Below are 19,286 nucleotides of genomic sequence, written 5' to 3' on the forward strand. Positions count from 1 at the left end.
AACAGCGTCATTCATCGCCGGATTTATCTTCTTTGACCAGAACTTAGGTCATCCGTTCAGCAGCGGGCCAAAAGGTTGCCCCCTGCCCGGCCATGCGCAATAAATTTTCGCATGGGGTAAACCGTGAGCCGTACTGAGCGGCCAGACGTTGCAAGATTGCAACAACTTCACCCGCCCCGAGTTTATCCATATAACGGAACGGGCCGCCAAGAAACGGCGGGAAGCCAATACCAAACACCGCGCCAATGTCGCCATCGCGGGCGCCGCGGATGACCTGTTCATCGAAGCAACGCGCGGCTTCGTTAAGCATCATCATGACACAACGCTCGGCTATCTGCTGCGCGGACAAGCGCGCCTGCGGCGCAGAAATGCCCAGCAGCGAATAGACCGCAGCATCAGACCGTTTTTTGCTTGTACGCCCTTTTGTCTCATAAAGATAGAAACCGCGGCTATTTTTTCTACCTTTGCGATCGTCATTCAAGATCGCATCAATGATGTTTGCAGGCGGGCTAAAACGTTCTCCCCACGCGGCTTCCAGTACCGGCAGGATTTTGGTTCCGGTATCAATCCCGACTTCATCCAGCAGTTGAACAGGCCCGACGGGAAAACCAAATTTCACCAGTGACTTATCAATATGCTCAATGGGTTCACCTTCCATGAGCAGGCGCATCGCTTCGTTGATATAGGGCGCCAGGATACGGTTAACGTAGAAACCCGCTTTATCCGCCACGACGATCGGCGTTTTCCCCTGCATTTTGGCCAGCTTCACTACCGTCGCAATCGTCTGCGGATCGGTATGCTGATGGGGGATCACTTCAACCAGCGGCATTTTCTCGACCGGGCTGAAGAAATGCAGGCCAATCACCTGCCCCGGTCGACTGGCCTGCGCCGCAATGTCGCCGATGGGTAGCGAAGAGGTATTGGAGGCAAAGATCGTCTGCGGGCCGCAGTGTGCCTCGATCTCGGCCACCATCCGCTGTTTAAGGGCTAAATCCTCGAAGACCGCCTCGATCACCACATCGCGATGGGCAAACCCCTGATAATCCGTGGTACCGGAAATCAGCGCCAGCTGGCGATCCCGCTCGCTGGCCCGCAGATAGCGGCGGCGAACCTGCTTATCCAGCAGATCCCAGCTGTATTTCAGCGCATGGTTAATTCCCCGGGGCTGAATATCTTTGATGCGCACCGCAAGCCCGCCTTTACAGGCGGTAACATAAGCAATTCCGCCGCCCATCAGACCGCCGCCGAGAACGCCGATTCGAGTCAGCGGCCCGGCCTGCGCATCGGCGCCGCGATCTTTCTTCAGATCGGTGCTGGCAAAAAATATCGATCGTAATGCCTGGGATTGCGGCGTCATCGCCAGCTCACCGAAGGCGCGCGCTTCCTCGGCGTAGCCGCTGCTACAGCCGTGGGCCAATCCATTTTCAATCACCTGTAGAATACGCCCGGCGGCCGGATAGTTGCCCTGGGTTTTCTGCCGGGTCTTTTTCGCCACCAGCCGAAACAACAGGCTGCGACCCAGCGGTCCGGCCAGCACCCGCTCGCGGATCGGCATACTGCGACTCGCTGGCCGCCCTTTCAGCGCCAGTTCCACCGCCGTCTGCAGCAGAATCGATTGCGCAACCACCTCATCCACCAGACCCGCCTTTAACGCCTGACGCGGACGAAGCTGTTTGCCGGTCAGAATCATCTCGAGGGCGCCGCTGACACCGATCAGTCGGGGGAGTCTCTGGGTGCCGCCAGAGCCCGGCAGCAGCCCCAGCTGGACCTCAGGCAGCCCCAGACGTGTTTTCTCGTCATCGCTGCACACCCGCCCATGACAGGCCAGCGCCAGCTCAAGACCGCCGCCCAGGCAGGCGCCGTGGATGGCGGCAATCACCGGAATCGCCAGCCCATGGATCTCCGCCATAATTTGTTGCCCCTGGCGGGCGAGCGCTTGCGCTTCCTGAGCGGTGGCGCAGCGGGCAATCATATTAATATCCGCGCCGGCGATAAAATTGTCCGGCTTTGCGGAAATCAGCACCGCGCCGCGTAGGGATTTATTGTCACGAATCTGGAGAACGATCGCCCGCACCTGCTGACCAAATTCGGCCTTCAGGGTATTCATCTTTTCACCGGGCACATCGATGGTGATGACGGCGACGTTGTCCGGACGAATATCAAGAGTAAATGCCGATGTCATGTCCATTATTCCGCCTCCAGAATCATCGCCGCGCCGAGGCCACCGGCTGCGCAGGCGGTAACCAGACCAAATCCGCCTCCCCTGCGCCGCAGTTCATGCAGCGTCTGGGTAATCATCCTCGCGCCGGTGGCTGCAAAAGGATGCCCGTATGCAATGGAGCCACCGAGAACATTGAATTTACTTTCATCGACTTCCCCGGTCGCCTGCGAGCGTCCGAGAACATCGCGGGCAAAGCGGTCGCTGGCCAGGCACTGAAGATTCGCCAGCGTCTGCGCGGCAAAAGCCTCATGCATATCGATAAGCGTTAAATCAGCCAGCGTCAGTCCCGCCCTTTCCAGCGCCAGCGGCGTTGACCACGCCGGCCCTAACAGCATATCCTGGCGCACATCGATGGCGGTAAAGGCGTAGCTGCGCAGGTAGCCCAGCGGGGTTAAGCCCAGCGCTTTGGCCTGAGACTCGGTCATCATAATCACCGCCGCGGCACCGTCGGTTAGCGGCGTACTGTTTGCCGCAGTGACCGTGCCATGCCGGCGGTCAAAAGCCGGACGTAATTTTTGGTAATCCGCCAGCGTCGAATTTTTACGAATATTGTTGTCGTTTTCCAGCAGCTCACGGAACGGCGGCACATACGCGGTCATCACCTCAGAGGCCAGCTTCCCCTCTTCCCAGGCTTTCGCCGCCAGCTGGTGCGAACGGTGCGCCAGCGCGTCCTGCTGCTCGCGGGTAATCCCCCATGTTTTTGCCATTTGCTCTGCGGTATCGCCCATCCGCAGCCCGGTCGAATATTCGGCCACCGCAGGCGGTACCGGTAAAAGATCGCGAAGCCGTAAACGGGAGAAGAGCTTCAGACGCTGCCCGAGAGTGCGCGCTTTATTGGCATCCACCAGCGTGCGGGCCAGCTTTTTACTGACGCCGATAGGCAGAACGGATGAAGAGTCGGCCCCGCCGGCAATGCCGGCGCGGATCGTTCCGGCCATCAGGCTCTCCGCGACGTTGGCGACGGCCTGAAAACTGGTGGCGCAGGCCCGACTTACGCTGTAGGCATCGGTATGTACGCTCATGCCGGTGCCAAGGACAATTTCGCGCGCAATATTTGGCGCTTCCGGCATCTGCACCACCTGGCCAAATACCAACTGCTCAATCATTTCCGGGGGAATATCGCTACGAGCCAGCATTTCGCTGATCACCATTTTCCCCAAATCAACGGCGGGAACACCGTGAAATGCCGTGGCCTGACGGGCAAACGGCGTACGTAAACCGCTGACAATGGCAATGCGATCGCCTTGACGGGTGACAAGCGGTAATACCTGACTCATGACTTTCCCCTGTTAACCGATAAAACCAAGTGGTCTGACCTGATACCAGTTTTAACTAATTTTTTACATTAAGCCAATCGGCGAAGAGAAAAAGTGAGAGCCAAAACACAGGAGGGAGAAGATAACGCCCCTGGCGGGAGGGGCGTTGAGGGGAAATTAACGCAGACCGAGCTGGAAAATGAGCGTTTCGGCTTCGCAGCAGAAAACAAAATCGATATCCAGCTGTACACCGCCTGCAACATCGCTAAAGGTCGGGGTAATTTTGCACGGTTCAGATTCCACGCCGCGTGCTCTCTCAGTCAATGCGGCGAGAGTTTGTTCCGCTTCGGCGCGATTGGCAAAAACCCGGCTGTAAGAGGCGGTGCAATCGGTGTTGTCCATAATGGTGCCAACATCCATACAGCAGCAAACCGGGGTTTCATCAGCACTACATTTACTCATCGTAGATTTCCTCTGTATATGCACTCAAGGTGCCAGACAAATAATGAGGTTATTTTACGCGCGGCGTCCCCCGGCCTCCAGTCGTTAATGGCGACAACGGTCCTGAGTGACCGAAATCACACTTAAAAATGATCCAAAACAAAAAATGCCTTGTTTAGATAAGGCGGACGAGGGCAATTTTGCCAACTGGATCGCTTTTTTCGTATCACAAATGAAAAAACTTATAAACAAACTTGCAACATCTTATCTGGTCAGACCTATACTCAGCGCACTGGTCTGATTTCTCTGTCGTAAAGCAGACCCTACACTTCGCGCTTCTGTTACGGCATGTAACATAGTTTATATAAAAATAACTCAATGAGGTTATGGGCATGAGCCAGAAAACCCGCTTTACCCAATCTGCCCTCGCAGTGGCTGTAGCACTTGTTTCAACACAGGCCTGGTCAGCAGGCTTCCAGTTAAATGAATTCTCTTCATCAGGTCTGGGCCGCGCCTATTCCGGTGAAGGTGCAATTGCTGACGATGCGGGCAATGCCAGCCGTAACCCAGCATTGATCATGATGTTCGATCGCCCGACGATGTCTGCGGGCGCAGTCTTCGTCGACCCTAACGTCAATGTTTCCGGTCGCTCTCCGACAGGCAAAAGCCTGAACGCCGATAACATTGCGCCAACCGCATGGGTGCCTAACTTCCACTTTGTTTCGCCGATTAACGATCGGTTTGGTTGGGGGGCGTCTATCACCTCTAACTATGGTCTGGCGACCGAATACGCCGATGACTATGCCGCCGGTAGCATGGGCGGAAAAACAGACCTGACCACCGCCAACTTCAACCTGAGCGGCGCCTATCGTCTGAATAGCCACTGGAGCTTTGGCTTAGGGTTTGATGCGGTATATGCGAAAGCGAAGATTGAACGCTTTGCGGGCGATTTGGGGCAAATCGTGGCGGGCTCTGGCGCACTGCCGCCGCAGTTGGCCGGCCCGGTATCGAAAATTCCTGCCGATACGCAAATTGCTCACCTCAACGGTAACGCGTGGGGCTTTGGCTGGAACGCCGGTATTCTTTATGAACTGGATAAGAATAACCGCTATGGCTTCACCTATCGTTCCGAAGTGAAAATCGACTTTGACGGTAATTACAAAAGCAGCTTACCTTCCGCGTACAACCAGATCCTCGGTAACTTCGGGCTTCCGGCGGGGACCAACGGTCAAACGACCAATGGTTCTCTGACTCTGAACCTGCCTGAAATGTGGGAGCTGTCCGGTTATAACCGCGTGGCGCCGCAGTGGGCTGTCCACTACAGCCTGACCTACACCAGCTGGAGCCAGTTCCAGGAGCTGAAAGCGACCGGCAGCAACGGCCAAACGCTGTTCTATAAAGATGAAAGCTTTAAGGACGCCTACCGCATCGCGCTGGGTACCACCTATTACTACGACGATAACTGGACCTTCCGTACCGGTATCGCCTTCGATGATAGCCCGGTACCTGCCGCCACTCGTTCTATCTCCATCCCGGATCAGGATCGCCTGTGGCTGAGCGCGGGTACCACCTATGCCTTCAACAAAGATGCTTCGGTTGACGTGGGTGTTTCATACATGCACGGTCAGCATGTAGAAATTAAAGAAGGCCCTTATACCTTCCGCTCTGAAGGTACCGCGTGGTTGTACGGCGCGAACTTCAACTACCGCTTCTGATAGATCTGGCAGCATAAAAAAAGGGTGAACTCGCGTTCACCCTTTTTTGTTGTCATCTTTAATTCTGTTTACTGCGAGTCGATATCTTTCAGATCGCCCTGAATCGCCTGAGCGTTAGGGTTCTCAGCCGGCGTGAGTTTACCGCCGTTGGCAATAAAGTCATGACGCTGGAAGTAGGCTTCGCGAACCATGATATACGGGTCGGAAGACTGGCGCAGCAGACCGTCGGAATCGAGCAACTGAGCACGGGTCTCAACCCCTTCAACCGCCCACTTACCGATGGACATCGGCCAGGTCAGCCAGGAAAGCACCGGGTAAAGGCCATCAGCCATATCACCGCCTTCATCACGCAGCGTAAAGCTGCCATAGAACGGCAGCTGCATATAAGGGCCGTAACCCACGCCATAGTGGCCCAGGGTGCTACCAAAGCGATGCGGTTCAACACGCTGCAGTTTCGGGTTCGCCATTCCTGCGACATCAATCAGGCCGCCCATCCCCAGAAGGGTGTTAAGGAAGAAGCGGGTAAAGTGCACCATACCTTTATAGGGATCGCCCTGCAGGAAGTAGTTTGCCATCACCGCCGGTTCTTCAAGGTTGCTGGTAAAGTTACTCAGCCCATTGCGCGCCGGCTGCGGGACATAGTCACGCCAGGCAACGGCAACCGGACGCAGCACGTACGGATCCACCACGTTAAAGTTGAAGTTGAACATCGTACGGTTAAACCCTTCAAGCGGGTCTGAACGCCCCTGCGGCAAATCGCCAGAGCTGGAACTGGCACATCCCACCAGCAATGTGGCGCCAAGCGCAAGCGCCGACAGGCGAAAATTCATAGGTGTCTCCCTGTTAATTTTGGCTATTGCTGTGGGTAATCCGGGGACTACGCCTCCATTACGATACCGCCTGAAGCAGATGCATCTGGTGCCTGCTTTCAGCATAGCCTTCTTTGGCATAATTGTTGCGCCCTGATTCTATACATATTTTGCAATATCCGTATTGCTAATCTTGCCATTAGTAAAAATTCAGGAGGTTATCCCGGGCCAGCCGGATGAAATATCTCTACGCTTATGAGAACAAAAAAACGCAGGAGGAAATGCCATGACGACAGATCCCAAACCTTACGCCAGCCATCATAACGAAGATGTGGAGGTTGAAAGCGATGAAAAACAGGATGGCGAACCGATTGAGGTTAACGAGGAGCGCCTGCCCTCGCGGGCGATGGCTACCCATGAAGAGATCCGTCAGGAAGGGGAAAAAGAGCTGGAGCGCGATGCCCTTGCTCTTCTGTGGTCAGCGGTAGCCGCCGGTCTGTCGATGGGGGCATCGATGGTGGCAAAAGGGATTTTCCATGTCCACCTGGGCGAGTTCCCCGGCGGTTTTTTACTGGAGAATCTGGGTTATACCTTCGGGTTTGTTATTGTCATCATGGCTCGCCAGCAGCTGTTTACCGAGAATACCGTCACCGCGGTATTACCCATCATGCATAAACCGACGCCCGGAAATATCGGCCTCCTGTTACGGCTCTGGGGCGTGGTGCTCATCGGTAACCTGGTCGGTACGGCAATTGCGGCCTGGGCCTTTAATATGATGCCGATTTTTGACGATGCCACTCGCGGCGCGTTTCAGGAGATCAGTTTAAAGGTCATGGAAAATACGCCGTCTGAAATGTTCGCCAATGCGATCATTTCCGGCTGGCTGGTGGCGACCATGGTCTGGATGTTTCCCGCCGCCGGCGCGGCAAAAATTGTGGTGATCATCATGATGACCTGGCTGATTGCGCTCGCTGATACCACCCATATTGTGGTCGGCAGCGTCGAGATTTTCTACCTGGTCTTCAACGGCTCGCTACCGTGGCAGGACTTCATCTGGCCCTTCGCGCTGCCGACGCTGGCTGGCAACATTTGCGGCGGGACGTTTATTTTTGCGCTACTCAGTCATGCGCAGATTCGTAACGACATGAGCAACGCCAAAAAAGAGCGGCTCAAGGCAAAAAAACACCCTTAAGTGGCGACAGTTTAAGCAGTCAATCCATAGATGCTTAACGGGCAAGGAAAAAAACGCTATACTCCCGCCGCTTCGTCCCCTTAGTTAAATGGATATAACGAGCCCCTCCTAAGGGCTAGTTGCAGGTTCGATTCCTGCAGGGGACACTTCTTAGCCGTTCGCCGCAACCCGACACCGTTCGCTAACTCCCTTGAATAATATAATTTTTATTTCGACGCCTGCTGTTTTATTTCAGCATAACGGGCAGCCAGTTGCTTGAGATGCATCTCCAGTTGCGTCCTGTCAGCAACCGGTAAAGGTTTGCCCGCGGGTGTTTGTGATAATGCCCGCAATTGCTCTTCAGCGGGTATGGATTGATTAAAGGACTGCATGGCGGAAAAGACCACCGATTTCAGCTCACTGACCGTCATGTATTTGCCTTTCTGCTCATCAAGCCCGTTCAGCCTGTCGCTCAGTTTGTGTAGCGTTGTCATCCCCTGATACCAGCCATTGAGATTTTCTGCCGGCATTGAGGCAGCAGTAAGTTGTTGCTGCCACTGTTGCGCCAGAGGTTTAGCCTGCTCCGGCCAAAGCGTCTGAGCCTGTTCCAGAAGCTGCCTGCTCCAGACGATATTCCAGTCAGGGGGGAGCTTGTCCAGTCGGGCAAGCTGCTGCTGCGTTTGTGTGATTATCGCGGGTGATAACGAGGATCGCTGGCGCAACGCATCCAGCTGTGCAGGTGTGAGTGTTGCGGGTAACGGCGCCAGTGAGGCTGCGAGCTGAGTTTGCAGTGGATCAGGCCGCAGCAGGGTATGCCAACCCCACACCGTCGCTACGCTTACCACCAGCATGGTGCACATCCCGGCGGCGAAGGATTGCGATTTTTTTACCGGCGCGGACATTGCCGCCTGTACTTCGATATTCGCCTGCTGTTCTGCTTGCGCGACATACACCCACTTCGCGGTACTATCCGGCGCGCGACGCCCTTCAGGCGGACGCCCGGCAAGGTCGCTCGCTGTGCCCCCTGAACCATTCATTACCTTAGCAGGCAGCACGATACCCGGCTCGATGGTCGCCCCGGCACAACCGGAGGTGTTATCACTGTTTTCCAGCCGGGCGGCATTGTTGTGCATCAGCGTACGCAAGGCAGCAAACTGACTCAGATGTTTAAGTTCCAGGCGCTGTAGCACGACGCAGAGACCAGTAAGCAACTGCTCCGCGCGATATAGCTGGCAGAGGTCACTGTCATTCAGCAGGAGCGTGCGCATCCGTTGCTGCAGACGCTGACTCAGGCCACTGAGAATTTCCATACGGGCATGTACAGGCTGAGGCCAGAGCGCGCCCCACTGATGGCCGATCAGGGCCTCCAGTATGGCCAGTCCTTCATTCAAACCAGACAATCCGGCCAGATGCGTCCGCGCAAGCGTATACCAGGCTGCCGTCTGCAGTTCAACACCGTTTTGTTCAAATAATGAAAGGCAGAGCCTTTCGGCATACTGCCAGTTGACGTCCGGGCGTGCCGGATGGGTCAGCTTACTCAGCTCATCACGTAGGGCTGCATAATCCGGCAGGGTACGCGGATCGCCGCCGGTTTTAATTTTATGTGGGGTAATGTCATTCATGACCAGATATCCATCTGACGAGTCTGAAGCTATGGAAGATTTTTGAGGCACGGTGATTTTACTGACATGGTGCTACCCGGCCTTACATACGGATTGTCGTGTCGAGATACTGCTGTTGCTTCAGGTGTCGCAACAGGACCCGCCCTTCGGGCATAAATTCGGTGCCATAACGCACCAGACCAATACCTTTGAGCTCAGCATCAATGGCATAGCGCAGTTCACCGGGGACATTCTGTTCCAGCAGGGCAACGGCTATTTCTTTCAGGCGAGGTTCATATTTGAGCAGGACGGCAGACAATGTCCCCATCAGCTCATGGGCAGTGCCCGGCATCCCCTGGAGGATTTTGGTCATATCCGGCAGGCCGTAGTCCGGCAGATGCGCCAGCGTCCCGGCACGGCAGTTGAGGATGCGCTGCATATTGTCGAGCACGGACAGGATGACCTGGTTCTGCTCACTGACCTGCTGCAGGGCAAGCCCGCCGGTAAAATTACCCAAGAGGGTCTCATACAACGATGGACGGGAAGTCTCATTCATTTTTCAGCGCCTTAAGGATCAGCTGGTTGTTCCCTGCTTCGATGATACGGGCTTTATCCGGATCGAGGTCATCACGGCTCAGTACCACCCGCCAGGTATTATTCACCTGGTCCGGCGACATAAACATGCCGGCCACCGCCACATACTGCGCACTTTCCTCCAGCGGCATATCGACCATCACCGCCCCACCCGGCTGCAGGCGGATATCTTTCTCCGTTAGCAGGTCTGCTTTGATAGCCTGACTGTCAGCCTTGAACAGCGACGGATAGTCCGTGCTGTCAAAGGTATTGCGGTCTTTGAGCTGGTAGATACGTATCACGGTGGACAGCGCCACTCCGCCAGCATTATGGTTTACGGCCTCGCGGGCGCGAATATCGAGGTGAAGCGTTTTCACCTGTTTATAAAAAATCGATTTGGTGACGGCGACAGTGCCGTCCGTGACGCTCTGGGTCAGCCCACAGCCCGCCAGTATCAGTGTGATACTGGCGACCAGCGCAGCCAGAGGAAATTTACCAGCGATAATCGCCATCTTCATCGGTCTCCCTGCGGTGAATATTTTCCTGTACCCGTTCATAGCGGCCAAGATTGATGGTTATGGTTTTGGGATGTGTGGCGGTGTTCGCCGCATTCAGCGGGCGCATCACGGCAGTGCGGCCCAACTGCACGGCGCCGACTTTGGCTTTACTGCTCATCGTCGCGTCCGGCAGCAGGCTACGGTCGACACACAGCTGCAGGCGGACATCAAGGCGTGAGCCAAGCCAGACATGCAGCAGCGCCATCAGGTCCGTGTGAAGCTCCCCACCCGGTAACCAGCCCTGCACTTCAGCCGGGTCGGTGGTGGTCAGACGCATCAGTACCTGGCTGTTTACGTCGGTGGCATAGTTGCCCATCACCGGGCGATTTGTCAGGGTGATGGGCCGACGCACACTCATGGTCAGCGACTTCCTCAGCGGCACCCGGCGTTTGTCGTGGTGCCAGATTTTCGCCTGCGTGTTGGGTGCCAGCAGGCGCACAAGGGAGGCCATACCTTCTGCAGTCCGTCCCGGCAGCAGCATCACCGGCAACAACGCGAGGAAGCGTGACGCAGGAGCGGCAATGCTGTCCGTGCAGCCGTCGATGCCAAGCCCTGCCAGGCCCAGCAGGTACTGCGAGGTTTTATCCTTCCCCCCTTCCTCAAAGGTCGCCGGATATGAGTATTTACGCCAGATGCGGTAGTACTGGGTAATCAGCCGGTGGTTGAAGATATCAAGGAAATCCGCAGCCGCCTCGTACCCTTCCCGCCGCTGAGTAATGTCATCGATATAGTGCGTCGGCAGCGGCGACTCCACGCCGTAGAGCCCCATAAAGGTGATGCGTACCGTGGGTGGCAGGTGCGGATGCTCCGGCAATTCTACGCCTTTGATTTCGGCGGCCGGGAAGCCCATTCCCGGATGTGGCCGGAAGCGCACCGGCTCATGGCGCACCTGCCAGTTGCTGCCGGCGACCGGTTTATCTGGCTGACTCCGCTCCAGCAGCTGACAGAAACGGTAAAAATTCATGTACGGTAGCCGGTCACCCAGCTGCGCTATCAGCCGGGCAGGCGCGGACTGTGGTTCTCTTTCCACCGGATGCATTTTCCTTCTGGCTGAATGAAAAGGGTGAGCTGGTTAAACTGGTTCATGTCGGCATAGAGCGCGAAGAAGCGGTTGAGCATTTCGCCGAACAGGTGAATATCGCCCTCGCCGGTAAACCCGCCGCTGTCGAGGGTGACCTCAATATCAAGCCCCCGCAGCAGGTAACCCTGCTCGAACCGCTGCAGGCGGTGGTGTTTCACATGCTGAATCGCCTCCAGCCGCCGGGTGTTGAGTTCATCTTCCGGCCAGTTGTACAGCGCAAGCGTCCCGCGCAGCACTTCGGCCGTGCTCATCATGTTCAGAAACCCGGAGCCCAGGTGACTCAATATCCGCCAGTGGAAACGGTCTTCCGCAGGAGGATAGACCGGCAGCGTGGGCTTGCAGAGATTGCGTACCGAGAGCGGCGTATCGACTATCTGCTCACAGCGGTCAAGGAGCGTACTCTGTAGCGCCCGGCGCGGTAGCTGGCCGTTGGTACCGGTGATTTGCAGCGATACGGCTTCGCGGTCGACAAGCCGGTCATTTTCCCACTGATGGCCGCCCAGGATAAGCCAGGTATCATACAGCCCGGTCACACTGCGCTTTACACGGGTGTGGTAATACCGGGGCGGCGCATGACGACGCATCATCCCGCCTTTGTGGCGGAAACTGCTGAACGGGACATACTCCGCGTCAATGGTCCGGTTGGAGCCAGTAACTGAATCCACGGCGTAAATCTCGGTGTGTCCGTCCTGCAACCGTTTGGGCCGCAACAGATATTCACTTTCAAGTCCGGTGATGGTGAGCGGGTCGGCTTCCAGGGTGAACAGGTTAATCACCGGCACGCAGTGAAGACGAACCGCGTCATCGGTGACCGGCAAGTCTGATGGCCACGGCGTACTGAAAACCACTTCAATATCGAAGTACTCTACCCCGGCAGGCGGCGTCATACCGTCAAGACCATTGAGGTGGACAAACATAAACTTGTCGCGGAAAGTGAAGTACTCCAGCAGCAGCTGGTAGCCGCTGAACGCGGTATCGCCTTTCGGCCACAGACCGTCCTCTTCAGCAAAACCGCCCGGTGAAAAATACCCGTCGAGGTGGATACGATCGGTCTGCCCGGGCAGGCGCATATAGAGTGCCGCCTGACGTTTCGTCAACATCAGATGCAGATGGCTGCTGACTGGCGCATCCGCGCCGAGATACAGGCTCAGACGACGGAGATCGGCATGTGACCAGTCGGCCTGACTGCTGCAGGCAAAGCGCATCCGCAGCAGCGAACGCCCGTCAGGCTCAGTCGCCATCGTGACGCCTGAAACACTCAAAGGATTAAGCATCACATCCTGAGTAGTGCGGTAGCGACAAACCGTGTTCTTCGGCTCTACCGGGCGGGAGTACACTTCAAGGCCCGCAGGTACAACCTCCGCCATTTTCATGGCATGCAGCGCCGGGGTCAGAGCCACCAGCGAGAGCGACGGAATAGTGCGCAGATAATGTGGCCAGAGCATACTGACCAGTCCTTCGGTCAGCTCAGGCAGATCGTCGTCAATCTTTTCCCGCAGCCGCCCCATCGAGAAGGCAAAGCCTTCAAACAAACGTTCAACATAGGGGTCGGGTGTACCGGCTTTATCCAGATCAAGCATCGCTGCGCGATCGGGGTGGGTCTGGGCAAATTCTTTCGCAGCTTCACGCAGGTAGCGCATTTCCGCGTCGTAATAACGCAGGGTCAAATCTTCCATTTATTTGTGTTCCTGTGGATTTAACCGCAAAGCACGGCGGCACGGGCAGGATCGACAGCGATCAGCCCGGCAAGTAGCTGGTCCATTACCGGTGTAAGTCGTGCCTTATCAGCCTCACTGCGACCGGCTTTCAGGCGCAGGAGTTTCAGATGACGGGCCTGTACCTCAAACAACAGCTCAGGCTCCCACTCACTGAGGGTCACTTCTCTTGCACGCTCACCCAGTTCTGCAAACAGATGCACCGCCAGGTCATTTTTACCGTACTGCTCAGCAATGCGGCCCATCAGCAGGCGCTGCAGCCACTTCTGACGATCGGTGGTCATGCCTGGCCGGGTCTGTAACCAGCCCAGCGCGGCATCCGGACCTTCACTGTCGGCCAGTGCCACGGCTTCCGGCTCCAGCGCCAGAATGTCGTCGTGACCAGAGGTGACCGGGGCGGATGGCGTGTCGTTGCCCCACCCGCCGACGGTGTCCAGCACAGTTTGCTGGATCCAGTTCAGCGTCACTTCGTCCGCAAACGGCGTGCCGTCACTGAATGCCAATGTCTCCAGCCCGGACAGGCGCGACAACAGCCCTTTCAGGTCAGCAGCAATAATGTCAGCCAGGGTGTCCTGACCGGATTTCGTCAGAGCCTGGTGGATGTACCACTGCAAATCCAGCCACAGGTGGTTGGCACCGCGCGAAAATGTGCTGTCGGCCGTTTCCAGCATTTCAGCCCAGTTCTGCTGTAGGTAGAGGCGTTTGAGTAACGCGCGCTGATCCGCTCTTGGCGGCTCGATGCGTGTACGGCCCTGCGCATCCGGCGCCGGGATGGCCCTCAGGGTGTCGTGGCGCAGGCTCTTCATCAGATGGTGTGCTGACAACCAGCCATCTGGCTGCTCACGCAGGTATTCGGTGAGGGTGCGGGCCTGGGCCAGCAAATCCTGACCGGACGTGATCCGCCCGATGGCCGGGGCATCGCTGTGACTGGCAGACGACGGGGTTTCGCTGGTACTGGCGTTCTGCGGTACCACCGCATCCACGCCCCCCGCCTTCTGCAGACGATTCTCCAGCGCGCCGTACAGCGCATTGAGTTCAGGACGGGTTTCATCCGGCTCATTTTCGGTAAGTCCGGCTATCAGCAGCAGCGCACCGGTAGTACGCATCGCTTCCTCCCTGACCACTTCCGGGTACAGGGAAAGCGAGTCGGTCATACGCGATCCTGCCAGCCATTCCAGTGCCGCCTTACGGCTGCGGTCACGCTGCGGATGCAGTTGTGTGCCAAAGCGCTCCAGCAGACCGGCCAGCAGTTCGAGTCCTTCGGCCAGTCCCTGTTCACCTTCACGGTGCAGCTTCGCCCAGCAGTAGTATGTGGCCACCCGGATATCTTTGGCGGTGGTGGTCAGCAGCTTCTCTGCCAACCGGCAGATGAGTTCGGTATCCGCGCCCGAGAGCTTGTTGACCTCCTCGCGCATCTGCTGGAAGTCATCATCATATCCCGGATCTTCGCCAACAGGCGATGAACCGGACAGCGGCTGCAGCCAGCTGTCCCACTGCGCCACACGCTCACGGGTGGCGGCAAGCAGAGGTGCCTGCTCTGTCTGGCAGGCACTGAGTAAGGCATTGAGTGTGCTCATCAGTATGTCTCCCCGTCGTCACTGGCCGTCTCTGTCGCCGGACCCGACGGCGCGATACCGGTGGTACTGAAGATGGTTTCCGGCAGACGGAAGTTACGCAGCTTCAGCAGCGCCAGCGGACCCTCGCCCGCTTCGGTACGCAGGGTGTAATTGAGCGTGCGACCACCCTGTGCTTTCCAGCTCAGGCTGTAGCTGCTGCCGACACCCGGGTACGCGCTGACCGCGGCTTTATCGAGCAGGCGTATCCATCCCCAGGCACCCGGAATATCGGCGTACTGGCGGGTGCCCGCCTGCGTACTGATCCAGCTGAGGTTCGCACCAGGGGCCTCCGTATCCGCAGGCCAGGTGAAGCGCTTCCACGCCGGCATCTGGTTCACATACGTCAGCTTCTGGCTGTCGATAATTATGTCGGTCTGCATCACGCCGTCGGCAGTACCTGGTCGCAGTTCGAAGTTCATCCCGGCATTGCCTTCGGTGAAGGCCACATCTGAGATATGACTCAGGGTGTTGATGGCATTGAGGAATGCCGGGTTAAAGGCGAGGCCCTGTGAGTTGATGCTGTCCGGTACCCAGTGGTTGCCCTCTTTATGCAGCACGCCTTTGAGGCGGGTCTGCAGGAACTGCGCGATACGCCCGGAATCCTCGTTGAGGTATTTGGCCAGCAGCGGCAGAGAAACATCGCTGCTGGAATTGTTGAACGGATAGCGTCCACCAAAGGCACTGTTCCACTCTGCCACCACCGCCTGCTGCCACTGAGCATTAAGGCTGTCGGCCGCCGGGGTCAGTACCTGCTGCCAGGCCAGCTCCATTGGGTTAACAAATACTGTGCGACCAAAACCGCTCCACTCCTGGCCCAGACCGGCGGCAATCAGACTGCCGTAGTCACGGGTTTCGGTGAGGTCCACCGCTTTACCCTGAAATACGGTCTGAGCAATGGCCTGGGTCATCGCCTGCGGGTCGGTAGCATTGGTCACCTGCTGCAGGCGCAGACGCACCTGCGTCACGCGAGTCAGGTATGACTGCAGGCTCTGCTCCTGTGCCCCCGTGCGATTCTTGTCCATCAGCACCAGCACCGGGGCAAAGGTCGCATCCAGCGGGCCATAGACACCGGCACGCTGGTCAATAGCCCCCTTGTTATCACCGCCCAGCAGATTTTTGGCCGATTTCACCAGCGAGTCCGAAATCGCTTCGCCGGTTTGCCCGGTACGCCCCTGCACGTTCAGGGTGTTCATCAGCGCCACCAGAGGTGACTGACGCACGTCGGCCATCAGGGTCAGTTGGTCAATGGAGTCCGACAGCGTGGCAGTCTCGCGAAGCCGCAGACTGTTGAGGAACGCCAGCCACGCCCCGCTAAAATCGGCGAAGTAACGCTCCGTCAGTCGATTTTTCAGCGCTTCCGGGGACCTCTCATCCTGTGTATTCACCTGATGCTTGCTGTCAGTCAGCACCCAGTCAAGCTCATCCCGGCGCGCCTTCACCACTTTCTCAATGGCAGGCTGCACCGCTTGCTCCCATGCCTGACGGGTAAACATCCCCGGCACGATTTCGGTGGTGCTGAACAGGCGAGCAGCATCGGTATCGCCAGCCATATCTTCGAGACGCATATCGGCATACAGATGCGCCACCTCAGAGAGCATTTTCTGGTAGAGGGTCGATTCACTGTTGCGCATGCCCATCAGGCGAACCAGCAGCGAGCGGGCCTGACTGATCATGCGCTCATCTGCCCATAGCTTCCACTGCGGATGGGTCGCCAGCTGCGCGCCATAAAACGACAGCAGTGACGGGGCCATCCCCTGCCAGACGCCGTCTTTCACGCCATCACGCTTCGGCCAGTCGCGCAACAGTGCCGAACTGAACCAGTTGGCGTCCATATGTTCCGGACGGGTCAGCATCAGGTACAGTTTGAGCTGGTCATAGGTATTTTTTGCCATCTGCTCACGCAGCGGGCTGCCCGGCGGCAGCGCATTAAAGGCACTGACCTGTTTCTGCAGATGGTCAGCGGCCGCATCCCGCAACAGCGGCAGGGCGCTGTCCTGATAACGTGGCCAGAGTGCGGCCAGCAGGGCATTATTCTGACTCAGTCCGGCCTGCTCGTACCACGGTACACCATGCTCAGCGCGGTACTGCAGACGGGTCAGGGTTTTCTGCAGTTCAGACAGAGCATGCAGGCGCTGTTCCAGGGGCTGATTCTGTCGGGCGGCAAGTGCGGCCTGGGCATTCGCGCCATCAATCTGACTGCGGTTGATGACATACGCGATGCTCATCCACACGGCCCATGCCACCATCGCCAGGGCGACAGCCGATGCCATCACCCTGCGCCACGGAATGCCCGGTTTGCGCGGACGCAGTCCGGCAGGAAGCGTCCGGACGGACTCAGGCAGAACATCCCAGCGCTTATCCATGCCCCAGTGGTGCGGCACGGCACGTTCAGCATCGGCAGAAGGCTGGCTGAACACCACCCCGGCCAGCGGCAGCGGTCGGTACGGGTTGAGCATCACCGACAGCGGCGCAGTCACACTCTCCGGCTCACGAATAAGCTGGTCGGCAAGCGTCAGTAAGAAGTGATGTTTAACCTCGCCGCAGGTCTGCTGCAGACCTTGCGAGGTCAGCCCGGACGTCAGGGCTGCAAACTGTTCAGCCAGCGTTTCAGGACTGCATCCAGCAGGCAGCAAACAGCCAGTGGCCTGCACAATCCGGCCTTCCGGCTTACCGGCACGTGGATGCAGGGACCAGACATACAGGGGAAGTTTCCAGCCCAGTTCATCCATACGCGCACTGATGGCATGAGACAGGGAATCCATGGTGCTTTCAGACGGTACCGGCAGCGGCTGCTTCAGTCCTGGCGCTGAGAGCTGGTCAAAAGCCGAGGTAACCCATACCAGACCATCCACTGGACGGCGGCGCAGTTTGCGCAATGCGGTCAGCCAGTCGCTGTCTGCTGGCGTATTGAGGTCACCGCCCCACAGCAACAGCGTGCCGCGATCTTCCTGCCAGAGCTGGTCTGTCAGGCCAGGGGTCAGTTGCTCAACCTCAGCGACGGTGCCGGTTATCAGCAGGATGCGTGTTTTACTGCCCCAGCGCCGACCGTAGAGGTTGCGCATGGCGAGGCGGATAGTGTCGACGGTGATATTGCGTGGTGCGGTCTGCTTGACGCGCCCCTCATCGGCAGGCAGGACACTTTTACGTTTCGCCTGAAAACGAGACCACTGTTGTTTAATTGCTAGGCTAATGGTTTTGCTATGACGGACAAGCAACAGAAGGATTATCGCTGCCACAAATCCCAGCAACTTTAGTCCATTGCTGGTAAGTCCGAATGCATCACCCTTTTTCCAGATGGCCAATCCGATCGCGGCAGTAATGAGTACGGTAATACTGAGGCGTCCCCAGTTACCACGCCACACTGAACTATCCTTCGCCATTTATCTGATTCCCTGTAGTTACGGTATTTATAAAACGCAGCTCTTTGTCACCCGAAAGCATCAGGCAATCTTCTTTTGTCAGCGCAGCAATATCGCTGACGACAGCAGCCATGATCCAGGGTGAGAAAGGGCCGCTAAGTCCGGCATACTTTTCCAGCCAGTGGCACTGTTGAGGTTTCCAATTACCTTCATATTGTTTTGCACTGGCCAGAAGAGTGGAAAAATCACCACCCCACTTCATGCTGTCGCCCACTATTGCATGCGCAGCAATAGCCTGTGACTGGGTTGAGAAAAAGGTAGCGAGCTCTTCACTCAGCATTTGGGCTGATTCAAGCGACATAGGCCGAAGCAGGCGAGCGTGATGGTTTAGCTGATACTTCGTTGCTACATCATCAGAGGTCAACATTAAAGCCGAGAGCGAATCACTGTACTCATTCCCTCCCTGAGTCTGGTGAACCAACAGAAGCTCAACATCCAGAATAGGGGCTTTTAGGCGATCGCCCACCCAATCGAAGGCCCGGTCTTTAAGAATCGTCAGTAATGGTACGGGATACGCCTGTCCAACTAACTGGAGCCAGCATGCTGAAAATTCTCTCTGCAATGTCTCATCAGGATCGTGTGAATCAGTCAGTAAGGTTGCGTGGAAAGGGAGGTCAGATAAGCGCTGTAATTCTGATATATCCAGGCCCCCAATCAATACTGAAAAAACATCTTCGCCTGCAGGTAACGTTATTCCCCGACTAAAAGAACTACCCTGCTCTCGATCTTTGGGAGCCTGCAGAAATATGGATGGCGTCAATTCATCAGGCAGGATAACCCGACTATACATAACTGCCAGGTAACGTCCAGCCCAGGAAATCCATTGCTGCTGAACATAATCTGCCTCATCGGATTCAAACTGATGACGGTCCATTGAATGGTTATACATCCAGCCACGAAGACAAATCGTAATGAACCAGATTAAAATAGGACTCCCAGAAACAATCCAGAGGTTGAATTTTTGCAATTCACCCAGAAACTGATTGGCATGGAGGACAAAGAGCAGCACTCCAGCAATTACAGCAACAAGACCTGCAATCAGCCAGATGACCAGAGACGGTTCTTCTGGCTCTGTAGTAATTGTGGCTTTCTGACGCTCCCAGCTCATAAC

General features: G+C 56.7%; 14 protein-coding genes and 1 tRNA gene. 3 read left to right on the forward strand and 12 right to left on the reverse strand.

From position 1 onward, the window contains the following. Positions 1-43: 43 nt before the first annotated feature. From fadJ to CWM52_RS03575, 3 genes are all read right to left on the reverse strand, one after another. On the reverse strand, positions 44-2,188 hold the full coding sequence (gene fadJ, locus CWM52_RS03565) for a fatty acid oxidation complex subunit alpha FadJ (RefSeq protein ID WP_100682821.1): 2,145 nt from the start codon (positions 2,186-2,188) through the stop codon (positions 44-46). Further along, positions 2,188-3,498, reverse strand: coding sequence for an acetyl-CoA C-acyltransferase FadI (gene fadI, locus CWM52_RS03570; RefSeq protein ID WP_100682822.1), 1,311 nt, complete (start codon positions 3,496-3,498; stop codon positions 2,188-2,190). The genes fadJ and fadI overlap by 1 nt, the downstream gene beginning before the upstream one ends. A 156-nt stretch (positions 3,499-3,654) precedes the next feature. Continuing rightward, positions 3,655-3,939 (reverse strand): YfcZ/YiiS family protein, encoded by a 285-nt coding sequence (locus tag CWM52_RS03575; RefSeq protein WP_100682823.1) that lies wholly within the window; start codon positions 3,937-3,939, stop codon positions 3,655-3,657. 371 nt (positions 3,940-4,310) lie between these two features. Between CWM52_RS03575 and fadL the strand changes: the two genes are divergently transcribed. After that, complete coding sequence (fadL, locus tag CWM52_RS03580) at positions 4,311-5,633, forward strand: long-chain fatty acid transporter FadL (protein ID WP_165785334.1); 1,323 nt, start codon at positions 4,311-4,313, stop codon at positions 5,631-5,633. Positions 5,634-5,701: 68 nt separating this feature from the next. On the opposite strand, the gene mlaA is transcribed toward fadL, so the two are convergent. Next, positions 5,702-6,463, reverse strand: coding sequence for a phospholipid-binding lipoprotein MlaA (gene mlaA / locus CWM52_RS03585; RefSeq protein ID WP_100682825.1), 762 nt, complete (start codon positions 6,461-6,463; stop codon positions 5,702-5,704). Positions 6,464-6,728: 265 nt separating this feature from the next. Between mlaA and CWM52_RS03590 the strand changes: the two genes are divergently transcribed. Further along, positions 6,729-7,634, forward strand: coding sequence for a formate/nitrite transporter family protein (locus CWM52_RS03590; protein ID WP_100682826.1), 906 nt, complete (start codon positions 6,729-6,731; stop codon positions 7,632-7,634). Between the two features lie 74 nt (positions 7,635-7,708). Then, a tRNA-Arg gene (locus tag CWM52_RS03595) sits at positions 7,709-7,780 on the forward strand. A gap of 60 nt (positions 7,781-7,840) precedes the next feature. Here the strand turns inward: CWM52_RS03595 and CWM52_RS03600 are convergent. The 8 genes from CWM52_RS03600 to CWM52_RS03635 all read right to left on the reverse strand — a co-directional run bounded on the left by CWM52_RS03600 (position 7,841) and on the right by CWM52_RS03635 (position 19,283). Continuing rightward, positions 7,841-9,235, reverse strand: coding sequence for a VasL domain-containing protein (locus tag CWM52_RS03600; protein ID WP_100682827.1), 1,395 nt, complete (start codon positions 9,233-9,235; stop codon positions 7,841-7,843). Positions 9,236-9,317: 82 nt separating this feature from the next. Further along, entirely contained in the window at positions 9,318-9,770 is a 453-nt protein-coding gene (tssE, locus tag CWM52_RS03605) for a type VI secretion system baseplate subunit TssE (RefSeq protein ID WP_100682828.1), read from the reverse strand. Continuing rightward, positions 9,763-10,299, reverse strand: coding sequence for a type VI secretion system lipoprotein TssJ (gene tssJ, locus CWM52_RS03610; RefSeq protein WP_165457137.1), 537 nt, complete (start codon positions 10,297-10,299; stop codon positions 9,763-9,765). Before tssJ ends, tssE begins: the two co-directional genes overlap by 8 nt. Then, complete coding sequence (gene tssG, locus CWM52_RS03615) at positions 10,280-11,383, reverse strand: type VI secretion system baseplate subunit TssG (protein WP_100682830.1); 1,104 nt, start codon at positions 11,381-11,383, stop codon at positions 10,280-10,282. The genes tssJ and tssG overlap by 20 nt, the downstream gene beginning before the upstream one ends. Next, a complete protein-coding gene (tssF, locus tag CWM52_RS03620) occupies positions 11,338-13,101 on the reverse strand; it encodes a type VI secretion system baseplate subunit TssF (RefSeq protein WP_100682831.1) in 1,764 nt (587 codons plus the stop codon). Before tssF ends, tssG begins: the two co-directional genes overlap by 46 nt. 20 nt (positions 13,102-13,121) lie before the next feature. Further along, positions 13,122-14,717 (reverse strand): type VI secretion system protein TssA, encoded by a 1,596-nt coding sequence (gene tssA, locus CWM52_RS03625; RefSeq protein ID WP_100682832.1) that lies wholly within the window; start codon positions 14,715-14,717, stop codon positions 13,122-13,124. Beyond that, positions 14,717-18,136 (reverse strand): ImcF-related family protein, encoded by a 3,420-nt coding sequence (locus CWM52_RS03630; RefSeq protein WP_100682833.1) that lies wholly within the window; start codon positions 18,134-18,136, stop codon positions 14,717-14,719. Before CWM52_RS03630 ends, tssA begins: the two co-directional genes overlap by 1 nt. Continuing rightward, positions 18,123-19,283, reverse strand: a complete 1,161-nt coding sequence (locus tag CWM52_RS03635; protein WP_100682834.1) for a hypothetical protein — start codon at positions 19,281-19,283, stop codon at positions 18,123-18,125. Before CWM52_RS03635 ends, CWM52_RS03630 begins: the two co-directional genes overlap by 14 nt. Between the last annotated feature and the right edge of the window lie 3 nt (positions 19,284-19,286).

The sequence above is a fragment of the Raoultella sp. T31 genome (genome assembly GCF_002806725.1).
Classification (GTDB): Bacteria; Pseudomonadota; Gammaproteobacteria; order Enterobacterales; family Enterobacteriaceae; genus Klebsiella; species Klebsiella electrica.

Bases quoted from the DNA above. Each gene is read 5' to 3' on its own strand.
- fadJ (WP_100682821.1), bottom strand. From the start codon at position 2,188: ATGGACATGACATCGGCATTTACTCTTGATATTCGTCCGGACAACGTC.
- fadI (WP_100682822.1), bottom strand. From the start codon at position 3,498: ATGAGTCAGGTATTACCGCTTGTCACCCGTCAAGGCGATCGCATTGCC.
- CWM52_RS03575 (WP_100682823.1), bottom strand. From the start codon at position 3,939: ATGAGTAAATGTAGTGCTGATGAAACCCCGGTTTGCTGCTGTATGGAT.
- fadL (WP_165785334.1), top strand. From the start codon at position 4,311: ATGAGCCAGAAAACCCGCTTTACCCAATCTGCCCTCGCAGTGGCTGTA.
- mlaA (WP_100682825.1), bottom strand. From the start codon at position 6,463: ATGAATTTTCGCCTGTCGGCGCTTGCGCTTGGCGCCACATTGCTGGTG.
- CWM52_RS03590 (WP_100682826.1), top strand. From the start codon at position 6,729: ATGACGACAGATCCCAAACCTTACGCCAGCCATCATAACGAAGATGTG.
- CWM52_RS03600 (WP_100682827.1), bottom strand. From the start codon at position 9,235: ATGAATGACATTACCCCACATAAAATTAAAACCGGCGGCGATCCGCGT.
- tssE (WP_100682828.1), bottom strand. From the start codon at position 9,770: ATGAATGAGACTTCCCGTCCATCGTTGTATGAGACCCTCTTGGGTAAT.
- tssJ (WP_165457137.1), bottom strand. From the start codon at position 10,299: ATGGCGATTATCGCTGGTAAATTTCCTCTGGCTGCGCTGGTCGCCAGT.
- tssG (WP_100682830.1), bottom strand. From the start codon at position 11,383: ATGCATCCGGTGGAAAGAGAACCACAGTCCGCGCCTGCCCGGCTGATA.
- tssF (WP_100682831.1), bottom strand. From the start codon at position 13,101: ATGGAAGATTTGACCCTGCGTTATTACGACGCGGAAATGCGCTACCTG.
- tssA (WP_100682832.1), bottom strand. From the start codon at position 14,717: ATGAGCACACTCAATGCCTTACTCAGTGCCTGCCAGACAGAGCAGGCA.
- CWM52_RS03630 (WP_100682833.1), bottom strand. From the start codon at position 18,136: ATGGCGAAGGATAGTTCAGTGTGGCGTGGTAACTGGGGACGCCTCAGT.
- CWM52_RS03635 (WP_100682834.1), bottom strand. From the start codon at position 19,283: ATGAGCTGGGAGCGTCAGAAAGCCACAATTACTACAGAGCCAGAAGAA.